At 72.5% G+C, this 23934-nt stretch carries 15 protein-coding genes and 1 other RNA gene; 12 read left to right on the plus strand and 4 right to left on the minus strand.

Annotated elements, in window-relative coordinates; translation table 11 throughout:
• Positions 1 to 207: 207 nt before the first annotated feature.
• Positions 208 to 5154, plus strand: coding sequence for an NAD-glutamate dehydrogenase (locus tag ACZ47G_RS23540; protein ID WP_465745637.1), 4947 nt, complete (start codon positions 208 to 210; stop codon positions 5152 to 5154).
• Positions 5155 to 5282: 128 nt separating this feature from the next.
• Positions 5283 to 5567, plus strand: coding sequence for a hypothetical protein (locus ACZ47G_RS23545; RefSeq protein ID WP_465745639.1), 285 nt, complete (start codon positions 5283 to 5285; stop codon positions 5565 to 5567).
• A 5-nt stretch (positions 5568 to 5572) separates the two neighbouring features.
• Here the strand turns inward: ACZ47G_RS23545 and ACZ47G_RS23550 are convergent, their stop codons facing one another.
• The 3 genes from ACZ47G_RS23550 to ACZ47G_RS23560 form a co-directional block, all read right to left on the minus strand.
• Positions 5573 to 6022, minus strand: coding sequence for a hypothetical protein (locus ACZ47G_RS23550; protein ID WP_465745641.1), 450 nt, complete (start codon positions 6020 to 6022; stop codon positions 5573 to 5575).
• Between the two features lie 70 nt (positions 6023 to 6092).
• Positions 6093 to 6428, minus strand: coding sequence for a hypothetical protein (locus ACZ47G_RS23555; protein ID WP_465745643.1), 336 nt, complete (start codon positions 6426 to 6428; stop codon positions 6093 to 6095).
• Between the two features lie 321 nt (positions 6429 to 6749).
• A complete protein-coding gene (locus ACZ47G_RS23560) occupies positions 6750 to 9590 on the minus strand; it encodes an FHA domain-containing protein (RefSeq protein WP_465745935.1) in 2841 nt (946 codons plus the stop codon).
• A gap of 428 nt (positions 9591 to 10018) precedes the next feature.
• Here ACZ47G_RS23560 and ACZ47G_RS23565 point away from each other — a divergent pair, with 428 nt between their 5' ends.
• The 3 genes from ACZ47G_RS23565 to prfB all read left to right on the plus strand — a co-directional run bounded on the left by ACZ47G_RS23565 (position 10019) and on the right by prfB (position 14554).
• Positions 10019 to 11881, plus strand: a complete 1863-nt coding sequence (locus ACZ47G_RS23565; protein ID WP_465745645.1) for a serine/threonine-protein kinase — start codon at positions 10019 to 10021, stop codon at positions 11879 to 11881.
• A 248-nt stretch (positions 11882 to 12129) separates the two neighbouring features.
• A complete protein-coding gene (locus ACZ47G_RS23570) occupies positions 12130 to 13383 on the plus strand; it encodes a serine/threonine-protein kinase (RefSeq protein WP_465745647.1) in 1254 nt (417 codons plus the stop codon).
• Between the two features lie 58 nt (positions 13384 to 13441).
• A complete protein-coding gene (prfB, locus tag ACZ47G_RS23575) occupies positions 13442 to 14554 on the plus strand; it encodes a peptide chain release factor 2 (RefSeq protein WP_380453669.1) in 1113 nt (370 codons plus the stop codon).
• Between the two features lie 98 nt (positions 14555 to 14652).
• Here prfB and ACZ47G_RS23580 read toward each other — a convergent pair whose 3' ends face one another.
• Positions 14653 to 14847, minus strand: a complete 195-nt coding sequence (locus ACZ47G_RS23580) for a hypothetical protein (RefSeq protein WP_380453671.1) — start codon at positions 14845 to 14847, stop codon at positions 14653 to 14655.
• A gap of 368 nt (positions 14848 to 15215) precedes the next feature.
• Here ACZ47G_RS23580 and ftsE point away from each other — a divergent pair, with 368 nt between their 5' ends.
• The 7 genes from ftsE (at position 15216) to ACZ47G_RS23615 (ending at position 23426) form a co-directional block, all read left to right on the plus strand.
• Positions 15216 to 15905, plus strand: coding sequence for a cell division ATP-binding protein FtsE (gene ftsE / locus ACZ47G_RS23585; RefSeq protein WP_188307673.1), 690 nt, complete (start codon positions 15216 to 15218; stop codon positions 15903 to 15905).
• Between the two features lie 78 nt (positions 15906 to 15983).
• Positions 15984 to 16895, plus strand: a complete 912-nt coding sequence (gene ftsX, locus ACZ47G_RS23590) for a permease-like cell division protein FtsX (protein WP_465745650.1) — start codon at positions 15984 to 15986, stop codon at positions 16893 to 16895.
• Positions 16896 to 17008: 113 nt separating this feature from the next.
• Positions 17009 to 18145 (plus strand): S41 family peptidase, encoded by a 1137-nt coding sequence (locus ACZ47G_RS23595; RefSeq protein WP_465745652.1) that lies wholly within the window; start codon positions 17009 to 17011, stop codon positions 18143 to 18145.
• A 63-nt stretch (positions 18146 to 18208) separates the two neighbouring features.
• Positions 18209 to 18685: an SsrA-binding protein SmpB gene (gene smpB, locus ACZ47G_RS23600; RefSeq protein WP_465745654.1), complete on the plus strand. Its 477-nt coding sequence runs from the start codon at positions 18209 to 18211 to the stop codon at positions 18683 to 18685.
• Between the two features lie 86 nt (positions 18686 to 18771).
• Positions 18772 to 19153, plus strand: a transfer-messenger RNA (tmRNA) gene (gene ssrA, locus ACZ47G_RS23605).
• A 151-nt stretch (positions 19154 to 19304) separates the two neighbouring features.
• Entirely contained in the window at positions 19305 to 21608 is a 2304-nt protein-coding gene (locus tag ACZ47G_RS23610) for a HelD family protein (RefSeq protein WP_380453677.1), read from the plus strand.
• Positions 21609 to 21956: 348 nt separating this feature from the next.
• Complete coding sequence (locus ACZ47G_RS23615) at positions 21957 to 23426, plus strand: NAD-dependent malic enzyme (RefSeq protein WP_380453679.1); 1470 nt, start codon at positions 21957 to 21959, stop codon at positions 23424 to 23426.
• Positions 23427 to 23934: the final 508 nt, after the last annotated feature.

Genomic DNA, 23934 nt, shown 5'->3' on the forward strand with positions numbered 1-23934 from the left:
GTCCACCTTCGAATGATCCGGTTAGGCTGGCTGGCGTCGTCGGGTGGCTTGCAGGACGAACGAGTCGTCCTACCCGCTGGGAGGGCGTTTCATGCGTGCCATGAGCCCCTTTCAGTCGGACGGTGCGGCAGGATTGCGAGCGACCCGTCGGTGTACACCCACACACCACCGAGTCACGCAACGGCGCGCGACAGGAGCCAAGAAGTCATGCAGACCAAGCTGGACGCAGCCAAGGCCGAACTGCTCAAGAAGGCAGCCGTAGCCGCTGAGAACAGCCAGGTGGGGGGAGCGGCGCCCGGGGAGGGTCTGAGCAACGGCGCTCTGACCGCGTACCTGCACCACTACTACCTGCACACCGCGCCCGAGGACCTGGTCGACCGCGACCCGGTCGACGTGTACGGCGCGGCCGCCTCCCACTACCGCCTGGGGCTCAAGCGTCCCCAGGGCACCGCCGAGGTGCGGGTCCACACCCCCTCGGTCGAGGAGAACGGCTGGTCCTGCGGCCACACCGTGGTCGAGGTCGTCACCGACGACATGCCCTTCCTGGTCGACTCCGTCACCAACGAGCTGTCCCGCCAGGACCGCGCGATCCACATCGTGATCCACCCCCAGCTGGTCGTCCGCCGTGACATCACCGGCAAGCTGCTGGAGATCCTGGACGTCGACGCCTGCTCCCGCAGCCAGGCCGCCGGCGCCGAGTGGCCCGCCGACGCGACCGTCGAGTCGTGGATGCACATCGAGATCGACCGCGAGACCGACCGCGACGACCTGCGCGGCATCGAGACCAACCTGCGCCGGGTGCTCGGCGACGTCCGCGAGGTCGTCGAGGACTGGGGCAAGATGCGCGACAGCGCGCTGCGCCTGGCCGACGAGCTGGCCGAGGAGCCCCCGGCCGGCCTGGCCGAGCAGGAGGTCGGCGAGGCCTGGGAGCTGATGCGCTGGCTCGCCGACGACCACTTCACCTTCCTCGGCTACCGCGAGTACGACCTGGTCGAGCACGAGGGCGAAGAGGTCCTCAAGGCCGTCGCCGGGACCGGCCTGGGCATCCTGCGCTCCGACCCGCACAGCCACGACGACCGCCACCACTCGGTCTCCGAGGCCTTCGGCCGGCTCTCCGCCCCGGTCCGCGCCAAGGCCCACGAGAAGAAGCTGCTCGTCCTCACCAAGGCCAACAGCCGCTCCACCGTGCACCGCCCCTCCTACCTGGACTACGTCGGCGTCAAGAAGTTCAACGCCGCCGGCGAGCCGACCGGTGAGCGCCGCTTCCTCGGCCTGTTCTCCTCCGCCGCGTACACCGAGTCGGTCACCCGCATCCCGGTCGTGCGCCGCAAGGTCCAGGAGGTGCTGGACGGCTCCGGCTTCTCCAGCGAGAGCCACGACGGCCGCGACCTGCTGCAGATCATGGAGACCTTCCCGCGGGACGAGATCTTCCAGACCGCGGCCTCCGAACTGCTCTCCATCGCGACCAGCGTGCTCTACCTGCAGGAGCGCCGTAAGCTGCGCCTCTTCCTGCGCCAGGACGAGTACGGGCGCTACTTCTCCGCCTTCATCTACCTGCCGCGCGACCGCTACACCACGCGCATCCGGCTGCTGCTCACCGACATCCTCAAGGAAGAGCTGAACGGCGCCACCATCGACTACACGGTGTACGCCACCGAGTCGGTGCTGACCCGCCTGCACTACGTGGTCCGGGTCGCCCCGGGCACCGAGCTGCCCCGGCTCACCGACTCCGACATCGAGCGGATCGAGAACCGGCTGGCCGAGGCCGCCCGGTTCTGGATGGACGGCTTCCACGACCAGCTGCACACCGAGCTGGGCGAGGAGAAGGCCGCCGAGCTCGGCCACAAGTACGCCAACGCCTTCCCCGACGGCTACCGCGCCGACTTCCCGCCGCGCACCGCCGTCTCGGACATCAAGCAGATCGAGTCGCTGCACGGTGAGGGCGACTTCCGCCTGAACCTGTACCAGCCGGTCGGCGCGGGCGACGACGAGCGCCGCTTCAAGATCTACCGGGTCGGCGGCCCGATCTCGCTCAGCGAGGTCCTGCCCGTCCTCCAGCGCCTGGGCGTCGAGGTGCTGGACGAGCACCCGTACGCGCTGCGCCGCTCCGACGGCACCACCGCGTGGGTGTACGACTTCGGCCTGAAGCTGCGCGAGGCCACCGAGCTCACCGAGGAGGCCCGCGAGCGCTTCCAGGACACCTTCGCCGCGACCTGGACCGGCAGGGCCGAGAACGACGGCTTCAACGAGCTGGTCCTCACCGCCGGGCTGAACTGGCGCCAGGCGATGGTGCTGCGCGCGTACGCCAAGTACCTGCGCCAGGCGGGCTCCACGTTCTCCCAGGACTACATGGAGGACGCGCTCCGCAACAACACCCACACCACCCGGCTGCTGGTCAACCTGTTCGAGGCCCGGCTGAGCCCCAGCCACCAGCTGGGCGCCGCCGAGCTGACCGAGGGCATCCTGGAGGAGCTGGCCGGCGCGCTCGACGAGGTCGTCTCGCTGGACGAGGACCGCATCCTGCGCTCCTTCCTGCACCTCATCAAGGCCACCCTGCGGACCAACTTCTTCCAGCACGACGGCGCCGGCGAGTGGCACTCGTACGTGTCGATGAAGTTCGACCCGAAGGCCATCCCGGACCTCCCGGCCCCGCGCCCGGCGTTCGAGATCTGGGTCTACTCGCCGCAGGTCGAGGGCGTGCACCTGCGCTTCGGCAAGGTCGCCCGCGGCGGTCTGCGCTGGTCCGACCGGCGCGAGGACTTCCGCACCGAGATCCTCGGCCTGGTCAAGGCCCAGATGGTCAAGAACACCGTCATCGTCCCGGTCGGCGCCAAGGGCGGCTTCGTCGCCAAGCAGCTGCCGGACCCGTCGGTGGACCGCGACGCCTGGCTGGCCGAGGGCATCTCCTCGTACAAGACCTTCATCTCGGCGCTGCTCGACATCACCGACAACCTGGTGGCCGGCGAGGTCGTCCACCCGGCCGACGTGGTGCGCCACGACGAGGACGACACCTACCTGGTCGTCGCCGCCGACAAGGGCACCGCGACCTTCTCCGACATCGCCAACGGCGTCGCGGAGTCGTACGGCTTCTGGCTGGGCGACGCCTTCGCCTCCGGCGGCTCGGCCGGCTACGACCACAAGGGCATGGGCATCACCGCCCGCGGCGCCTGGGAGTCGGTCAAGCGCAACTTCCGCGAGCTCGGCGTCGACACCCAGTCCGAGGACTTCGCCGTCATCGGCATCGGCGACATGTCCGGCGACGTCTTCGGCAACGGCATGCTGCTCAGCGAGCACATCCGGCTGGTCGCGGCCTTCGACCACCGCCACATCTTCCTGGACCCGAACCCGGACGCGGCCGTCTCGTACGCCGAGCGCCGCCGGCTGTTCGAGCTGCCGCGCAGCTCCTGGGACGACTACGACAAGTCGCTGATCTCGACCGGCGGCGGGGTCTTCCCCCGCAGCGCCAAGTCGATCCAGGTCAGCGCGCAGGTCCGGGCCGCCCTGGGCATCCAGGAGACCCGCCTGACCCCGGCCGAGCTGATGAAGGCGATCCTGCAGGCGCCGGTCGACCTGTTCTGGAACGGCGGCATCGGTACCTACGTCAAGGCCTCCACCGAGACCAACGCCGAGGTCGGGGACAAGGCCAACGACGCCATCCGGGTCAACGGCGAGCAGGTCCGGGCCCGGGTCATCGGCGAGGGCGGCAACCTCGGCTGCACCCAGCTCGGCCGCATCGAGTACGCGGCCACCGGCGGCCCCGAGGGCCGCGGCGGCTGGATCAACACCGACGCCATCGACAACTCGGCCGGTGTGGACACCTCGGACCACGAGGTCAACATCAAGATCCTGCTCAACCAGGTCGTCGCCGAGGGCGACATGACGGTCAAGCAGCGCAACGTGCTGCTCGCCGAGATGACCGACGAGGTCGGCCACCTGGTGCTGCGCAACAACTACGCGCAGAACGTGGTGCTGGCCAACGCCGTCGCCCAGGCGCACAGCATGGTCAACGTCCACGCGCGGATGATCAACCGCTTCGAGGGCGCCGGCCGGCTCGACCGCGGGCTGGAGTTCCTGCCCGCCGAGCGCCAGATCCGTGAGCGCCAGCAGAACGGCCGCGGGCTCTCGCAGCCGGAGATGTCCGTCCTGCTCGCCTACACCAAGATCATCCTGGCCGACGAGCTGCTGGCCACCGACCTGCCGGACGACCCGTACTTCCGCACCGCGCTGCACGAGTACTTCCCGAGCGCGCTGCGGGCGAAGTTCGCCGACGCGATCGACAACCACGCGCTGCGCCGCGAGATCATCACCACGCTGATCGTCAACGACACGATCAACCGCGGTGGCTGCACCTTCGCCTTCCGCCTGAAGGAGGAGACCGGCGCGACCTACGAGGAGATCGCCCGGACGCACACCGCCGCGCGGGCCGTCTTCGGCCTGGAGGAGATCTGGGCCGAGATCGAGGGCCTGGACAACAAGGTCCCGGCCCGGATCCAGACCAAGATGCGGCTGCACTCGCGGCGCCTGGTCGAGCGCGCCACCCGGTGGATGCTCAACAACCGCCGCCAGCCGCTCGACATCGCCGGCACCATCGAGTTCTTCCACGACCGGATCCGCCAGGTCTGGGGCTCGCTGCCCAAGCCGCTGCGCGGTGAGGACCTCACCTGGTTCGAGTCGATCCAGGGCGAGCTCGCCGCGGCCGGCGTGCCCGACGAGCTGGCCACCCGGATCGCCGGACTGTCCTCGGTCTTCCCGACCCTGGACATCACCGAGGTCGCGGACCGCTCCGGCAAGGACGTCGCCGAGGTCGCCGAGCTGTACTACGACCTGGGCGACCGGCTGCAGATCTCGCACCTGCTCGACCGCATCATCGACCTGCCCCGCACCGACCGCTGGTCGTCGATGGCCCGGGCCGCGATCCGCGAGGACCTCTTCGCGGCGCACGCGGCGCTGACCGCCGACATCCTGGCCTGCGGCCCCGACGGCGCCACCCCCGAGGAGCGCTACAACGCCTGGGCGGACCTCAACTCCACCCTGCTGAACCGCGCCAAGGCCACCCTCGACGACATAAGGGGTTCGGACAACTACGAGCTGTCCAGCCTCTCGGTCGCGATGCGCGTCATCCGCACCCTGCTGCGCACCGGTTCGATGCGCTGACGGACGGCTGTTCGGAAGGGCCCGCGTCCTCGGACGCGGGCCCTTCCGCGTACCCGGCCGGAAACCGGTTCGGATCGTGGGCGCACCTTCGGTACGGTGCTCCCGGACGATCTTTCTGGGGGAACGACATGGGGAAGTACCGGGGACCGATCCGCGCGGTGGGCGCGGCCGTCTCGGTGGTGCTGCGCGAGCTGGTCGCCCCGGCCGAGGCGAGGACCGCCGAGGGCATCGGCGCCGGCTCCACCGTGGACGCGCTGCAGCAGGCGTACGGCGGCAAGGGCCTCCAACTGGCCAAGAGCGGCAAGTACGAGCTGCCGGTCGAGGGCCGGCAGGGCTGGAAGTACGAGTTCACGGTGAATGGCGGCAAGGTCGTCGGGATGGCCGTGGCCGACCGCGACATCAAGTGCGCCTGATCTTCTCAGTGGCCGGCCGCCAGGGCAGGCATCCCGTGCCCGCGCAGCGCTGCGCGGGCACGGGCGGCGCCGTCGGGTGTGGCGGTGGCGCCGGTGCCGATCGCGAGCGTTCTGGTGCCGCCGAGGCCCGCGCAGGGGCGGCAGATGCCGGGGTGGGGCACCGGGTCGTGGCACTTGGCGCACTCGGCGGGGGTGGCCGGAGGCGCTTGGACGGGTGGCAGTTTGCGTTGGAGGCGGTCGCGCAGGATCGCCACCGGGGAGTGCACGGGCGAGGGCAGGCCGGGGAGCAGGGCGTTGGCCAACTCGGCTGCGGTGCTGCCGCGTTCCAGCCACTGCGACACGAGGGGCGCGAGCTGCTGCGCCTCGGCCTCGCCCAGGCGCAGTCGGGGTTCGGGGCGGATCGCGCGGAACAGGACGGCCACCGCCCTGCGGGTCTGCTCGTTCGCCGGCGTCAACTGGGTGGGGAGGGTGGGTACTTCTCCCGGGTTCTTTACTACAGGGCTGTCAGGCGGACCGGTCTCGGGCTCACCGGAAGCCGGGGGGGGGGGGGGGGGGGACAGCTGGTGCCGGTCGGGGTGTGTCGAAGACGTGCGCCTCGGAGCGGATGGTGCCGTCGGGCTGCCGGACCGTCTCGACCCGGTAGTACCCGGCGTCCTTCAACTCCTTGAGCGCCCGCCGGATTGCGCCGCGCCCCTGCGTGCTGGTGTCGGCCATGTGCCGCCCGTCCTCGCGCCAACCGTCGGGGCGGGAGAGGAGATCGGTGAGCAGGCCCCGGGCGGTGTAGCTGAGGCGACGGTCCTGGAGGAGGCCGTTCGGAAGTACGGTGAAACAGCGCGCGTGGGCGCTACGATGAATCTGCATTGGGAGTTGCTGCTCCTGTGCCGGACCCCGGGGTGTTCCACCACCGCCGGGGTCTTCTATGTTCTGTTGATGATGCGGAAAGTAGCACAGTCACTACGCTGGGTGCCAACCGCTTGCGAAGGCCGGCCCCGTGTTTTCCGTGCTCGCGCATTCCCCCGTAGTGGCCAGGTCCAGTCGCCTCTTGTTCTGCGCAGGAAGTCGGTCTGACCGACTTCCTGCGCAGAACAAGAGATGAGGAGGGCGGGAGGGTAGGTCCCGCCGCTGGCTTCGGCGGGCCGGCCGACTCGGCTGGGCCGCCCGTGAAGAGCGCTCTGCGGGGGCTCAGCGGGCGGCGGCGCGTTGGAGGGCGCTGGCGAGGAGGGCGAGGTCGGTGGGGCCGTTGCCGAGTTCGCGGACCGGGCGGCGGGCGGGTGGGGCGCCGAGCTGGAGGGGGTCTATCGCGACCACGGTGGGGCGCAGGGTGGCGGTGCGGGGGATGCGGCCGCTGATCCGGGCGGTCTGGAAGGCGGTGACGCCGCCGTCCGGGCGGCGCAGGTAGCCGCGGCCGGGGGTGTCCTCGGGGAGGGCGGCCGCGTCGCCGAGGTGGATCAGCAGGTCGGAGTCGGCCGGGTCCTCGGTGCGCAGCGCGATCCGCAGCAGGGCGGCCTCGTCGACCTCGGTGCCGGCGCTCTCCTCCGGGCTGCCGGTGGCGACGGCGAGGTGGATGCCGAGCGGGCCGCCGCGCCGGGCGACGGCGGCGAGTGCGCGGGCCAGCGGGCGGCCGACCGGGGAGACGGGGGAGAGCAGCGCGTCGTAGTCGTCGACGACGACGATCAGCCGGGCCGGGACGGGAGCGGCGGGCGCGGCGGAGGCCCGGGGGCCGTCGGCGCTGCGCGGCGGGATGATCCGGGGCACGGCGGAGGCCGGGCCGGCGCCGACGGTGGCGGGCACCGGTACGGCGTTCGCGCCGTGGCCGTCCAGGCTGTGCTCGTCCAGGCTGTGCTCGTCCAAGATCCGCGTGGCGTGCCAGGAGGCGAAGTCCAGGCCGTCGAACAGCCGCTCCCGCAGGGCGAGTTCGTCCTCCAGTGCCTCGGCCGCGAGGAGTGCGGCGCGCGGGTCGGCGGCGGCGTTGACCCGGCCGGTGACGTGCGGCAGTTCGGTGCAGCCGTCCAGGCCGTCCTGGCCCTCGCCGGTGGCCCGGCCCTCGATGATGGTGACGGCGAGGCGCTCGGGCCGCTCCGAGACGGCGAGCGAGGCGACCAGGGTGCGCAGCAGCTCGGTCTTGCCGGAGCCGCGGGCGCCGCCGATCAGCAGGTGGGGGCCGCCCGGGTCGGGGGAGGGCAGGGTGAGCTCGGGGTCGGCCAGGTCGAGGGTGCACAGCTCGTCCCGGGTGGTGCCGAGCAGCCCGGTGGCGGCGCCGATGCCGCCCGCGTGGGCGTCCCAGCGGGCGGACAGCTTGGCCGGGGTGACGGTGTCGAGCTGGAGCAGGTCGAGCAGTCGCAGCGCGTCCGGCAGCGGGCCGCGGGAGGCCGGGGCGGCCTCCCTCAGCGGGGCGAGGACGCGGGCCAGCCGTTCGGCCCAGGCGTCGGAGACGGCGTCCAGTGAGACCTCGTGCAGGGTCTCCCGGCCGCGGGCGACCGGGCGGTCCAGCGAGAGCTGGGTGCCGACCTCGCCGGTGATCAGGCCGGTGGCGCCGAGGCCGCGGGGGAGCAGTTCGGGCTGTTCGGCGAGGCAGATCGGGAAGATGCCGACCGCCGGGCCCTGGCGGAGCAGCAGGTCGAGGGCCTGCCGGGCGGTCTCGGTGGCCGGGCGGCCGTCCACCACGACCACGGTGGCGGGGTGGCCGCCGAGGCCGCTGGGGCCGCTGAGTCGGGCGGTGAGTTCGGTGAGCCGGGCGGTGGCCTGGTCGTCGTCGAGGCCGAGGAGCAGTCGGCAGTCCTGGCCGTCGAGGGGGCGCAGGTGGGGCAGCCACAGCGCCCAGGCCCAGGTGTCGACGCGCTCCTCGGGGCTGCGGACCGGGTCGGCGTCGACCACGACCAGGCTCAGCCCGGTCGGCGGGTGGAGCGCGGCGAGCTGGGCGACGACGGCGCGGGTGAGCGCGTCCAGGCGTTCGCGCGGGCCGCTGAGGCCGAGGCTGCCGGCGGTCTGGAGGTCGAGGGTGACGGGTACGGCGGGCAGCATGGTGCCGGGCGTGGTGCCGGGGCCGCCGGGGCGGTCGGCGGTGCCCAGGCGCAGGGTGAGTGCGTCGGGGTGGCCGGGGCCGCGCTCCCACAGCCGGGGGCCGGGGCCGACGGCGTTGAGCAGCACGGTGGCGAGGTCGGGCCAGCGTTCGCGCTGGGCGGCGGCCTGGCGCAGCCGTACGGCGGCGTGGTGGCGTTCGGCGCTCTCCTGGCCGGGGGGTTCGGCGGCGCGGCCGGGCAGGAGGGAGAACAGTCCGCGGCCGCGGCCCGGGGCGGGCTCGGGGGCGGCGGGGGGTTCGATCACCGGCGGCGCGGGCCGGGCCGGGCCGGGGGCGGCGAGCTGGAGGTGGCCGTTGCCGTCGGGCAGGGCGGCCCGGACGGAGGCTTGGTCGGCCGGTTCGACGACCTGGAGGGTGGACTCGCCGATCCGCAGCAGCGCGCCGTTCTCCAGCGGGACGGCGGCCTCGGGGGGCAGCGGCGGGACGATCCGGCCGTCCAGGGTGGTGCCGTTGGTGGAGCCGAGGTCGCGGACGGCGATCCGGCCGTCGTCGTCGAGGTGCAGGGTGAGGTGCAGCCGGGAGACGTCCGGGTCGTCGAGCGGGACGTCGGCCTCGCCGGAGCGGCCGACCCGGATCTCCCGGCCGTGCAGCCGGTGCACGCCGCCGGCGTCCGGGCCGCCGACCACCCGGAGTTCGGCGGCGGCGGGGGCGTCGTCGGGGTCGTCGGCGGTCGGGTCGGGCTCGTTGAGGCTGAGCACGGCGCCGTCGAGCAGCGGTGGGTGGCCGAGCAGGGTGTGCTCGTCCACCCGGTGCGCCCCGGCGTACAGGTGCACGTGGGTGGCGGCCCGCGGTCCGCGCACGCCGACGGCGCCCGCGAGCGCGCCCGCGATGGCGCCGAGCGCGGTGCCGACGGGCGCGGTGACCAGCACGTCCACGTAGGGGATGGCGGAGCCGGCGGCGGTCGGGCCGCTGCGCGGTCGGAGGACGGTCAGCCGGATCTGCATCTCGCCCGCGGGTCCCTTCTGCTGGTGTGATGCCTGGTACCGCTGCCCGGTGTCGTCGCGGACACGCGGGGCGGTCTCGGCGACCCGTTGGGCCACACGAGTGGCGAGTGTCCATCCTGCCATCCGGCGTGGACAGTCCGCGCCCGGTACCGGATTTGACGATCTTGCGATCATCGCCATGGTGGAGGCGACGGAGGGTCAGGTCAACCGCCGCCCCGGCGGACCGGTGGCGGACCGGCGGCGGGCCCCGGCGGGCGCCTCCGGGCAGTCCCCTAGGGGATGTCCCCCAACCCCGCTCGGATGGCCTGCCGGGCACCTCAAAAACCAGTACGGACACCGTTAGAGTGGCCCGAACACGGGCCCGGCAGGCTCACCGCACACCTGCGGGGGAGCGCCCCGCGCGGGCGGCACGGCGAGGAGTGCGACAGGTGCGGCCAGTCGGCAGCAAGTATCTGCTTGAGGAGACCCTGGGGCGGGGGGCCACCGGGACGGTCTGGCGCGGCCTGGTCCGCGAGGACGTCCAGGTGCCGGGCAGCGAGCCCGGCCAGCAGGTGGCGATCAAGGTGCTGCGCGAGGAACTGGCGGCCGACCCGGACGTCGTGATGCGCTTCCTGCGTGAGCGCTCGCTGCTGCTGCGGCTGAACCACCCGAACATCGTCCGGGTCCGCGACCTGGTCGTCGAGGGCGAGCTGCTGGCCCTGGTGATGGACCTGGTGGAGGGCCCCGACCTGGCCCGCTACCTGCGCGCCAACGGCCCGTTCAGCCCGATCGCCGGCTCCCTGCTGATGGCCCAGGTCGCGGACGCGCTGGCGGCCAGCCACGCGGACGGGATCGTCCACCGCGACCTCAAGCCGGCCAACGTGCTGCTCGCCTCCACCGTGGTGCAGGGCACCGAGCAGATGCACCCGATGCTGACCGACTTCGGCATCGCCCGGCTGGCCGACTCCCCGGGCGTCACCCGCACCCACGAGTTCGTCGGCACCCCCGCGTACGTCGCGCCGGAGTCCGCCGAGGGCCGCCCGCAGACCTCCGCGGTGGACGTCTACGGCGCCGGGATCATGCTGTACGAGCTGGTCACCGGCCGCCAGCCGTTCCAGGGCGACAGCGCCCTGGCCGTGCTCCAGGCCCACCTGGCGCAGGAGCCGCAGCGGCCCAGCACCATGCCCGAGCCGCTCTGGACGGTGATCGAGCGCTGTCTGCGCAAGGACCCGGCGCACCGGCCGAGCGCCACCACGCTGGCCCGCGCACTGCGGGTGGTCGCGGCCGGGGTCGGGGTGCACGCCTCCCCGGCGGCGGTGGACGAGGCGCTCGCGGTCGGCACCCTGCTGCTGCCGGACCCGCAGCCGACCGCCGTCCCCGGCAGCGTGCCGGCCGCGCCCGGCGGCCCGTACGGCACCGAGGACCGCACCCAGGTGCTGCCGCCGGCCCCGGGCGGCCCGCAGTACGACCCGGCCGCGTCGACCCGGGTGATGGGCACCCAGCCGCCGCCCGCGCCCCCGCACGGCGGCCAGGACCGCACCCAGGTGATGCCGCCCACCGCCGTGCCGCCGCCCCCGCCCGCCGGGCCGCCGGGGCCGCCGGAGGAGACGCCGCACCCGTGGCAGACCCAGCTGCGGGCGGCGCGCGACCGCAACCAGCAGACCCAGGTCGGCTACTTCGGGCCGGAGGACTTCGAGGACCCGCAGGTCGCCCCGGCGCCGTACCAGGCCGGCCCGGGCGGGCCGGGCGGCCAGGGCCACCAGCCGCAGCCGCCGGCCGGCTACCAGCCGGACCCGCGCCGGCCGGGGCCGCCGCCCGGCTACGCCCAGCGCCCGCCGGTCGCCCCGCCGCCCTACCAGGCCAATCAGCGGGGCCAGGGGCCTCAAGGCGGCCAGGGCGGCCGGGGCGGCGACCGCCCGCAGCCGCCCGGCGGCTACCGGCAGGCCCCGGGCGGGTACGGCCAGTCGCAGGGCGGCTACCCGCCGCCGCCTCCGCCCACCCCGGTGCCGCGCCGGGCCGAGCCGCCCGCGCCGCAGTACCGGGAGCCCCGGCCGCCTCGGGAGGAGCCGCGCGAGCCGTCCCGCCGGGAGAGCGCGCCGCCGCGCGAGCGCCGTCCGCGCAGCCGCAACCGGATGTACATCCCGGGGCTGGGCTGCCTCAAGGGCTGTCTGATGGTGCTCCTGGTGCTGGCGGTGGCCGCGCTGGCGCTGTGGAACTTCACCTCGCTGCCGCACTACTGGGACAACGTCGTGAGCTGGTACGACAGCGCACGGTCCTGGGTGAGCAGCGTCTTCGGCAGTTCCGGCTCGTAGCGCGGCGTCGGGCGGCGGGACGGCGCGGGCGGGCCGCCCCGACGGCTGACCGGGGGTCCGGACCGGTTCCGGAAGCCAGGATTGACGCTTTGTCGACAATCCGCGAGATTTATCGCCCCCGAGTCCCGCTCCACGGCCCCCAGGCGGCCCGCGCGGGGCGTCCGGGCGCGTAGGTTGGTCGCTGTTGTCCCGCCCCACCGAGCGCGCCCGGACCCCCGGAGCGCTCCCGCGCCGCCCACGGAGCAGCATTGGCACGCAAGATCGGCAGCCGGTACACCGTCCACCAGGTCATCGGCCGGGGTTCGGCCGGGACGGTCTGGCTCGGTGAGGGGCCCGACGGCCCGGTGGCGGTCAAGCTGCTGCGCGAGGACCTCGCCGCCGACCAGGTGCTGGTCGGCCGCTTCGTCCAGGAGCGCACCGCGCTGACCAGCCTCGACCACCCCCGGGTGGTCGGCGTGCGCGACATGGTCGTGGACGGCAGCGACCTCGCCCTGGTGATGGAACTGGTCCAGGGCACCGACCTGCGCTCCCGGCTGGAGCGGGACGGCGCCCTCCCGCCGCAGATCGCCGCCTCGGTCATCGCCGACGTCGCCGACGGCCTCGCGGCCGCGCACGCCGCCGGGATCGTCCACCGCGACGTCAAGCCGGAGAACGTGCTGCTCGACCTCGCCGCCGCCCCCGGCCCAGGCGGTGCCCCGCGCGCCAAGCTCACCGACTTCGGGGTGGCCCGCCTGGTCGACGCCCCGCGCCGCACCCGGGCCACCCGGATCATCGGCACCCCCGACTACCTCGCCCCCGAGATCATCGAGGGCCTGGAGCCGCGCGCCGCCGTCGACATCTACGCCCTCGCCACCGTGCTGTACGAGCTGCTGGCCGGCTCCACCCCGTTCGGCGGCGGCCACACCGGCGCGGTGCTGCGCCGGCACGTCACCGAGCAGGTGCCGCCGATCCCCGGCCTGCCGGACGGGCTGTGGCGGATCATCTCCGAGTGCCTGGCCAAGGCCCCCGCCTCCCGGCTGCGCGCCGCCGAGCTGGCCGCCCGGCTGCGCGAGCAGCTGCCCTCGCTGGCCGGCCTGCCGGTGCTGGCCGTGCCCACCCAGGGCCGCCCCCCGGCGGAGGAGCAGCTGACCCCGGGCGAGGCCGTCTACGCGGAGGTCGACGCCGGCCCGGGCGTCCACAAGCGCCGCCGCGGCCCGGCCGTCCCGCTGGTGCCCGGCGTCGCCCCGGACTCCACCCGGGACACCCACACCAGCCTGCGTCGCCCCTCGGCCGACGAACTGGCCGCGTACGCCGCCGAGTCCCGCGCCCAGCGCACCGCCCCGGGCCACCGCCGGGACCGCGCGGCCCTGCTGCGCCGCCGCCGGCTGCTGGCCGTCCTGCTGGCCACCGTCCTGCTGCTGGCGGGTGCCGCCGCGGCCTGGACGGCCTTCGCGGCCACCGAGCCGGGCGGCGGCCACCCGTCCCGTCCGGCCGTGCACGGGACCGCCCCGCGGGCGCCGTGACCCCGGGGGAACCGGGGGTGTCGTCATGACCACCCCCGGAACCATTACCCTGGGGGGCGTGGCAGCCGTCGATCCTTCCGAAGAGCTCAAGAACCTCGATACGACCATGGGGTCGATCGAGGCCGTCCTCGACCTGGACAAGATCCGGGCCGACATCGCGGTCCTGGAGGAGGAGGCAGCCGCCCCCACCCTGTGGGACGACGTCGCGAACGCGCAGAAGGTGACCAGCCGGCTCTCCTTCCTCCAGGGCGAACTGCGCCGCGTCGAGGGCCTGCGCGGCCGCATCGACGACCTGGGCGTGCTGTTCGAGCTGGCCGAGGCCGAGAACGACGCGGACACCCGCGCCGAGGCCGAGGTCGAGCTCGTCTCGCTGCAGAAGGCCGTCGAGGAGCTGGAGGTCCGCACCCTCCTCTCCGGCGAGTACGACGCCCGTGAGGCCCTGATCAACATCCGTGCCGAGGCCGGTGGCGTGGACGCCGCCGACTTCGCCGAGCAGCTGATGCGCATGTACCTGCGCTGGGCCGAGCGGCACGGGTACCCCACCGAGGTGTACGACACCTCGTACGCCGAAGAGGCCGGCATCAAGTCGGCGACCTTCACCGTGAAGGCGCCGTACGCCTACGGCACCCTCTCGGTCGAGCAGGGCACCCACCGCCTGGTCCGCATCTCGCCGTTCGACAACCAGGGCCGCCGGCAGACCTCGTTCGCCGGTGTCGAGGTGCTCCCGGTCGTCGAGCAGTCCGACCACGTCGACATCGACGAGGGCGAGCTGCGGGTGGACGTCTACCGCGCCTCCGGCCCCGGCGGCCAGGGCGTCAACACCACCGACTCGGCGGTGCGCATCACGCACCTCCCGACCGGCATCGTGGTCTCCTGCCAGAACGAGCGCTCGCAGATCCAGAACAAGGCGTCCGCGATGAACGTCCTCCAGGCCAAGCTGCTCGAGCGGCGCCGCCAGGAGGAGAAGGCCGCGATGGACGCGCTCAAGGACAGCGGCAGCTCCTGGGGCAACCAGATGCGCTCCTACGTCCTGCACCCGTACCAGATGGTCAAGGACGTCCGCACCGCGTACGAGGCGGGCAACCCGCAGGCCGTCCTGGACGGCGACATCGACGGCTTCATCGAGGCCGGCATCCGCTGGCGCAAGCAGCGCGAGACCAGCGCCGAGTAAGCACGGCGCCGAGTGGCACGCGCCGAGTAGGCACCCGGACAGACACCGAGAAGGCCCCCGACCGCAGTGGTCGGGGGCCTTCGTCGCACCTCGGGGTCTCAGCCCAGCGCCTGCCGCGCGATCAGCGCCACCGCGAGCAGCCCGGCCAGCAGGGCCAGCAGCATCGCGGGGGAGAGCGTGGCGAACGGCCCCTGCTGCTCCTGCAGCCGGGCCCGGTTGGCGCGGCACACCGGGCAACGCCCGTCGCTGACGCGGCCGTTGCAGTTGGCGCACACCAGATGGTCGCACGTCATGCGATCTCCTCCTCGCTGCTACAGCCAACGCACCGGACGGGGCTTTGGTTCCCTCTTCCTACCTGTACGGGGGAGTCTGCCCTGTACGGGGGAGCGACCGAACACGGTCGCCACCTCCACTCTGCCAGGTTCTGGCGCTTCCGGCTCCCGGGCTGTGAGATGGCTCGCAATTATCGGGGCACAGCCGGACATTCTCCCCCAGATTCGGAGGTCCGTCCTGGGCTGTCCCTGCGAGCCGGTCGCCGGTTCGCGTATGGTCCCAGACCGGGAGCGGCCCTCCGCGCTCCCGTCGCCCGCTCCCGGGCCGGGCCGCCGGGGCGGATCGACCGAGGACTGGCGCCGCCTAGGATGGCCTCCGTGATGCAGCCGTGATCAGATTCGACAACGTCTCCAAGACCTATCCCAAGCAGAACCGTCCCGCCCTGGACAACGTCTCGCTGGAGATCGAGAAGGGTGAGTTCGTCTTCCTGGTCGGCTCGTCCGGCTCGGGCAAGTCCACCTTCCTGCGCCTGTGCCTGCGGGAGGAACGTCCCTCCACGGGCGCGGTGCACGTGCTGGGCAAGGACCTCGGCAAGCTGTCCAACTGGAAGGTGCCGCACATGCGGCGCCAGCTGGGCACCGTCTTCCAGGACTTCCGCCTGCTGCCGAACAAGACGGTCGCGCAGAACGTCGCCTTCGCGCTGGAGGTGATCGGCAAGCCCAAGAGCGCCATCGGCAAGGTGGTGCCCGAGGTGCTGGAGCTGGTCGGCCTCGGCGGCAAGGAGGACCGCATGCCGGGCGAGCTGTCCGGTGGTGAGCAGCAGCGCGTCGCGATCGCCCGGGCGTTCGTGAACCGCCCGATGCTGCTCATCGCGGACGAGCCCACCGGTAACCTCGACCCGCAGAACTCGGTCGGCATCATGAAGCTGCTCGACCGGATCAACCGCACCGGCACCACGGTGCTGATGGCCACCCACGACCAGGCCATCGTCGACCAGATGCGCAAGCGAGTCATCGAACTCGACAAGGGGCTGCTCGTCCGCGACCAGGCTCGCGGCGTCTACGGATACCAGCACTGACCGACCAGCGCTGACCCCGTAGGGCCGTCGGCCCGGACCGCCCGACCGCGCAGTACCGACCCTGGAGTTGTTTCCCGCATGCGTGCCCAGTTCGTCCTGTCGGAGATCGGTGTGGGTCTCCGACGCAACCTGACCATGACCATCGCGGTCGTGGTCAGCGTCGCGCTCTCCCTCGCCCTCGCCGGTTCCTCGCTCCTGGTCCGCGACCAGGTGAACTCCATGAAGGGGTACTGGTACGACAAGGTCGAGGTGAGCATCTACTTCTGTACCAAGGCGGATGCCCGCAACTCGCCGCAGTGCGACAAGGGTGCGGCTACCGACCAGCAGGTCCAGGACATCAAGGACCAGCTGGACAAGATGAGTTCGGTGGTCCAGTCCTCCACGTACGAGAGCTCCGCGGAGGCGTACAAGCACTGGAAGGACATGAACCCGGACAACCCGCTCATCTCCGTCCTGGGCCCCGACGCCATGCCGCAGTCCTGGCGGGTGAAGCTCAACGACCCGACCAAGTACGACGTCATCCAGAGCGCCTTCGCGGGCAAGCCCGGCGTCAAGTCGGTCGAGGACCAGCGGAAGATCCTGGAGAACCTGTTCGGCCTGCTCAACGGCCTGCAGACGGCGGCGTTCGTGATCATGGTGTTGATGCTCTTCGTCGCGTTGCTGCTGATCGTCAACACCGTCCGGGTGTCGGCGTACAGCAGGCGGCGCGAGACCGGCATCATGCGCCTGGTCGGTGCCTCGAACTTCTACGTCCAGATGCCGTTCATCGCCGAGGCCGCGTTCTCCGCGCTGCTCGGTGCGGCGCTGGCCTCCGGTCTGCTGATCGGCGGACACTTCTTCGTCCAGAACTGGCTGGCCGACCGGGTGCAGTTCATCCACTTCATCGGCCTCGGCTCGGTGCTGGCGGTGATCCCGCTGCTGGTCGTGGTCGGTATGGGCATGGCCGGTATCGCGGCGTTCTTCACGCTGCGCAAGTACCTCAAGGTCTGATCCCCGCAGGCTCCTTCGGCCCCGTACGGCACTGCGCCGTACGGGGCCGTCGCCGTTCCGCGCTCCGCCGTTCCGGCCCGCCGCCCGCGGCGCGGTGTCTACACTCCGGTGCCATGCTGCAAACTCCGCGCGGGGCACGTCAGGTGGCCGCCCTCGGCCTGGTGTTCGGCGCCGTGCTGCTGGTCGGCGCCGCGACCGGCGCCTGGGGCGACCCGGGCGGCCCGCCGCGCCGCACCTCCGCCGACCACGCCCCGGTCGCCGCCGGGCCGCCCGCGGACCCGGCCGGCGCCGCGCTGTCCGAGCAGCAGGCCGAGCACCTGCTCGCGGCCGGCGGCGACCGCTGGGGCGCGTACTACAGCGCCCAGGAGTACGCCGAGTTCAGCCAGGGCCTGGACGGCCGCTACCCCGGCGTCGGGCTGTCGGTCGACCGGGGCGAGGACGGCGTCACCGAGGTCTCCCAGGTCACCCCGGCCGGGCCCGCCGCCGAGGCCGGGATCGCCCCCGGCGACCGGCTGCTGCGGATCGACCGGGACCAGGCCGACCGGCTGCCGGTCACCGAGGTGGTGGCCCGGCTGCGCGGCCAGGGCGACGAGCGCCGGGCCGGCTCCGAGGTCACCCTGGCCGTGCGGCGGGGCGACGGCGAGGTGCGCGAACTGCGGCTGCGGCGGGTGCTGCTGGACAGCCGGCAGGTCACCGCCGAGCACCTGGAGCGGGGCGTGCTGCGGATCACCGTCCGGGCCTTCACCAGCGGCGTGGCCGATCAGGTGCGCGCCGCGCTGCGCAGCCCGCACAGCGGCGTGGTGCTCGATCTGCGCGCCAACTCCGGCGGGTTGCTGGACGAGGCGGTCGGCACCGCCGGGAGCTTCCTGGACGGCGGTGCGGTCGGCTCGTACCAGGAGCGCGGCGAGAAGCGGGAGTTGACCGCCCCGCCGGGCGGCGACCGGCGCACCCCGCTGGTGGTGCTGGTGGACGGCGGCACGATGAGCGCCGCCGAACTGCTCGCCGGGGCCCTCCAGGACCGCAGCCGCGCCGTCGTGGTGGGTTCGCGGACCTTCGGCAAGGGCACCGTCCAGCAGCCCAGCAGGCTCGCCGACGGCGCGGTGCTGGAGCTGACCGTCGGCCGCTACTACACCCCCGCCGGGCGCTCCCTGGACGGCACCGGCCTGACCCCGGACGTCCCGGCCGGCGCCGGCGAGGACGCCGACGCGCTCGCTCTGCGGGTGCTCGCCGGCCTCGGCACCCAGTCCTGACCCGGCCGCCCGCGCCTAAAGCAGCTGCCCGACCGGGCCTCGAAGTGCGAGAATGACCGCGCTATGGCAAAGGAAACCGGACACAAGCTGATCGCGCAGAACAAGAAGGCGCGGCACGAGTACACGATCCTCGACACCTACGAGTGCGGCCTCGTACTCACCGGCACCGAGGTCAAGTCACTGCGGGAGGGGCGGGCCAACCTGGTCGACGGCTACGCCTACATCCAGAACCACGAGGCGTGGATCGACAACGTCTTCATCCCCGAGTACACCCAGGGGACGTGGACCAACCACGCGGCCCGGCGCAAGCGCAAGCTGCTGCTGCACCGGCTGGAGATCCGCAAGATCGAGAGCACGGTCCGCGACGCGGGCCACACCCTGGTCCCGCTGTCCCTGTACTTCAAGGACGGCCGGGTCAAGCTCGAACTCGCACTGGCCGTCGGCAAGAAGCTGTACGACAAGCGCCAGACGCTGCGGGAGAAGCAGGACACCCGCGAGACGGCCCGCGCGGTGGCGGCGGCCCGGCGGCGCCAGCGTTAATCCGCTGGACCCTCACCCGTCGCCTCGCGTACTATGGCGCAAGCAACACGGACGGTCATCGTCCGAGCTGTTTCTCAAAAAAACATGGGGATGATCGGTTTCGACAGGGGATGTTGAAACAGGGGAAGCGAGCCGAGGAACGCGGCAATGATCTCGTTAACCACGTGTCGCAAAAAAATAATCGCCAACTCTAAGCGCGATTCCCAGCAGTTCGCTCTCGCTGCCTAATAAGCACCGATAGCGCTTGGGTGTCAGACCGGGGAGTTCCCGACCCGGACCCTGGCATAATCTAGGGAACTCAACCGTCCGCCCGGGCTGCGGGGGTGGATGGGAAATCAAACAGCAGCTGGGCCTGTTGGCGGCTTGTCCGTGTGACCGCCAGGGCCGAGAAAAGCACAGCGGACTGCGCTCGGAGAAGCCCTGAATTAACTCCACTGGACCCGGGTTCGATTCCCGGCATCTCCACCACCCCATGTTCACACCGAAGGCCGTCCACCGCTGATGCGGAGGGCGGCCTTCGATTTTGTACGTTCCGGAGCAGCGCGTGCGGGGGGTCGCGGCGTAGGATCATCCGTCCGCTCGTTTTCCGGAGCCGGATTCCGTCGCAACCACCGAGGCCATGCAGAGCAACACGGACACCACCCCCGCCACCGATCACGAGACCGTCCGCGAGCGCGAGATCGCCGGTGAGCAGCAGCACCTCGACACCGTCTACCACCGGCTGGAGGAGAAGCTCGCCGAGGCCGAGTACATCCTCGAGGACGCCGCCAAGCGGGTCCAGGTCGGCACCCCCGGCGCCCTCGCCGAGCGCGACGCCCAGGTCTACCGGGCCGGCGCGCACCTCCAGCGGCTCAACAACGAGTTCGAGGACTTCCTCTTCGGCCGGATCGACCTCCAGCAGGCCGACGCCCCGGAGGAACACGGCATCCCGTCGAACACCCCGCTCGACCCGGCCGACCCGGCCGTCGCCGAGACCCTCCACATCGGCCGGCTGGGCGTGCTGGACGCCGAGTACGGCCCGCTGGTGATCGACTGGCGGGCCCCCGCGGCCGCGCCGTTCTACCGCGCCACCCCGGTGGAGCCCGGCCGGGTCATCCGCCGCCGGGTGATCCGCTCCAAGGGCCGCAAGGTGATCGGCGTCGAGGACGACCTGCTGCGCCCCGACCTCACCCCGACCCTGGGCGGCGAGGAACTGGCCGTGGTCGGCGACGGCGCGCTGATGGCCTCGCTCGGCCGCGCCCGCAGCCACTCCATGCGGGACATCGTCTCCTCGATCCAGAAGGAGCAGGACGAGGTGATCCGGGCCGCCGCGGCCGGGGCCACCCTCGTCACCGGCGGCCCCGGTACCGGCAAGACCGCCGTCGCCCTGCACCGCGCCGCGTACCTGCTCTACCAGGACCGCCGCCGCTACGCCGGGGGCATCCTGGTGGTCTCGCCCACCGCGCTGCTGGTCTCCTACACCGAGGGCGTCCTGCCCTCGCTCGGCGAGGAGGGCCAGGTCGCGATCCGCGCGGTCGGCTCCCTGGTGGACGGCATCGAGGCGGGCACCTACGACAGTCCGGAGGCGGCCCGGATCAAGGGCTCGGCGCGGATGGTCCAGCTGCTGCGCCGGGCCGCCCGGGCGGCCCTGGAGCTGGGCGCCCCGCAGGAGCTCAAGGTGGTCGCCCGCGGCGAGGTGCTGAAGCTGGACGCGGGCCGGCTGAGGGCCGTCCGCGGCAACGTGGTGGGCTCCGGCGGCACCCCGCTGAACCTGCTGCGCCCGCGCGCCCGCAGGCTGCTGCTGGACGCCCTGTGGCAGGAGGCCACCCGGCACCTGCCCAAGCCGGCCGACCACTACGCCCGGGAGCAGCGCCAGGAGGAGAAGGAGTCCTTCGACGACTACGTCTCGGACGAGTCGTCGTTCCTGGACTTCCTGGACGCCTGGTGGCCCCCGCTGAGCCCGCGTCGGGTGCTCGGCACGCTCAAGCAGACCCGGCACACCAACCGGATCGCCCGCCGTGCCGTCACCCCGGACGAGGCCAGGGTGCTGGCCGCCTCCTGGCGGCACCTGTCCCCGCAGGGCGAGGGTGCGCTGTCGGCGCACGACGTGGCGCTGGTGGACGAGCTGCAGGTGCTGCTCGGCGAGCCGGCCCGCCCGAAGGTCCGCGAGGTGGACGCGGTGGACCTGCTGAGCGGCCTGGAGGAGGTCACCACCTTCGCCGACCGCAACTCCCGCCAGCGGGAGCGCCAGCCGGTGGAGCGCAAGGAGTACGCCCACGTCATCGTGGACGAGGCCCAGGACCTCACCCCGATGCAGTGGCGGATGATCGGCCGGCGTTCCCGGATGGCCACCTGGACCATCGTCGGCGACCCGGCGCAGTCCTCCTGGCCGTTCCCGCAGGAGGCCCAGGCCGCGCTGGACGAGGTGCTGGCCGGCAAGCCGCGCCGCCGCTTCACGCTGACCGTCAACTACCGCAACCCGGCCGAGATCGCCGAGGTCGCCGCCAAGGTGCTGGCCCTGGCCGCCCCGGGCACGCCCTCGCCGAGCGCGGTGCGCCACGTCGGCGTGGAGCCGCGCTTCGCGGCCGTCACCGACCCCGCGCCGGAGGCCTTCGGCCGGGCCGCCCGGGTGGAGCTGGAGCGGCTGCTGGGCGAGGTGGACGGCACCGTGGCGATCGTGGTGCCGATGGACCGCCGGGCCGAGGCGGCCGGCTGGGCCGAGGGCCTGGACGGGCGCGTGGTGGTGCTGGGCAGCCTGGAGGCCAAGGGTCTGGAGTACGACGCGACGGTGGTCGCCGACCCGACCGGCATCGCCGGCGAGTCGGAGGCCGGCCTGCGGGTGCTGTACGTGGCGCTGACCCGGGCGACCCAGCGGCTGACCGTGCTGTCCGGTCCTGACGACCTGCCGGACGCGGCCGGCGTGCCCGCGCTGCTGCACGGCTGACCCGCCCACGACGAAGGCCCCTCACCGGTGGTGAGGGGCCTTCGGACGTTTAGAACACCGACCCGCCATGCTCGCCTCGCGGCAAGTGGTCCCTCTAAGGGACGAAGGTTGGGCCCGGGGGCTTGGATCGAGCCGGTGTCCCGTCCAATGTAACGCATCGGCCGGGAGAGGCAAGGAGTGTGCGGCCGGAGACTGTGGGCGACCCGGTCCGGTTGTCGGATCCGCACACTCAATGAACGTTATTTCTGGCAACCGCTTGGAAGGTGCGACGATCGAGGTCTAGCATGCGCAGGCGATGCCTTCAACAAAATGTTGAGCCTGCGGGACAGACGGAAGAAGGAAGCGTCGATGGCGACGGTGCCCAGTGTCTCCAACTCGATCACGGTGCGACTGGAGGTCCCGGCCCGCGGCAACGCGGTCAGCGCGATCACCACGGCCGTGGAGTCCTCCGGCGGATCGGTGACCGGTCTCGACGTCACCGCCTCCGGCCTGGAGGCGCTGCGGATCGACGTGACCGTGGCGGCCTCCTCCGTCGCGCACGGCGAGGAGATCGTCGAGAAGCTGCGGGCGATCGACGGCGTGTCGATCGGCAAGGTCTCGGACCGCACCTTCCTGATGCACCTCGGCGGCAAGATCGAGATGTCCTCGAAGCTGCCGATCCGCAACCGTGACGACCTGAGCATGATCTACACCCCGGGCGTGGCCCGGGTCTGCATGGCGATCGCCGAGAACCCCGAGGACGCCCGCCGCCTGACCATCAAGCGCAACAGCGTCGCGGTGGTCACCGACGGCTCCGCGGTGCTGGGCCTGGGCAACATCGGCCCGGCCGCCGCGCTGCCCGTCATGGAGGGCAAGGCGGCCCTGTTCAAGCGCTTCGCCGGGATCGACGCCTGGCCGATCTGCCTGGACACCCAGGACACCGACGAGATCGTGGCCATCGTCAAGGCGATCGCCCCGGGCTTCGCCGGCATCAACCTGGAGGACATCTCCGCGCCGCGCTGCTTCGAGATCGAGGCCCGGCTGCGCGAGGCCCTGGACATCCCGGTCTTCCACGACGACCAGCACGGCACCGCGATCGTGGTGCTGGCCGCCCTCACCAACGCGCTGAAGGTGGTCGGCAAGGAGATCGGCGACATCCGCGTGGTGATGTCGGGCGCCGGCGCCGCCGGCACCGCGATCCTCAAGCTGCTGCTGGCCGCCGGTGTCGAGCACGCCACCGTCGCCGACGTGCACGGCGTGGTCCACCTGGGCCGTGAGGACCTCAACGACAGCCTGCGCTGGATCGCCGAGCACACCAACCGCTCGGGCCGCACCGGCAGCCTCAAGGAGGCCGTGGCGGGCGCGGACGTCTTCATCGGCGTCTCGGCCCCGAACGTCCTGGACGGCGACGACCTGGCCACCATGGCGGACCAGGCGATCGTCTTCGCGCTGGCCAACCCGGACCCGGAGGTCGACCCGGCGGTGGCCCGGCAGACCGCCGCGGTGGTCGCCACCGGCCGCAGCGACTTCCCGAACCAGATCAACAACGTGCTGGTCTTCCCGGGTGTCTTCCGCGGCCTGCTGGACGCCCAGAGCCGCACGGTCAACACCGAGATGATGATCGCCGCCGCCCGCGCGCTGGCCACCACCGTCGGCGACGACGAGCTGAACGCCAACTACATCATCCCGAGCGTCTTCCACAAGGACGTCGCCAAGACCGTCGCCTCCGCGGTGCGCGAGGCGGCCCTGGCCGATGCCCAGGAGGCCGCTCCGGCCCGTCCGACCCCCGGCATCGTCGGCACGCTCGACACCGCGGCCTTCCCGACCATCAGGCTCTGAGGGCCGCCGACGGGCCCGCGCCGGGCCGTTCCGACGACGGTTCACCGATCGGTCAAATGTCCGATTAGCGGCCATACCCGCCCGAGCTCGCCCCGAACCCTTGCGACACAAGGGCGAGGGGCGTGTTTGGGCTTGTCGTGCCTAGGGCGTACGGTAGCCCTGCACGGGGCAGGCGTGTCCGACAAGTACGGAACGTCCCCCTGGTCTTCCGGCGTGTCGTCCCGACCGCCGTCCGCGCCCGGTCCGCCGGAGCCGACGGAGCGTCACACCTCCAACGGGCGGGCGATATTCGGGTGGCTCGACTGGGGCCCGATTGGCTTTCTCGGGGCCGGTCGGGGCAGGATTCGTTCCCAGGCAGGCGGCGGGCCTCTTCGACGGCTCCGGCGCGCGGCATCGGGTACGGACCCGGCCTGCGACCACGCATTGCCTTGCATGAGCACAGTGTGCGGACCTGCGGCCCATCCGGGTGCCCCCCGGTGGGAGCACCGATGGGCCCCCGCACACCGCA

Source organism: Kitasatospora sp. NPDC030952 (assembly GCF_055571335.1).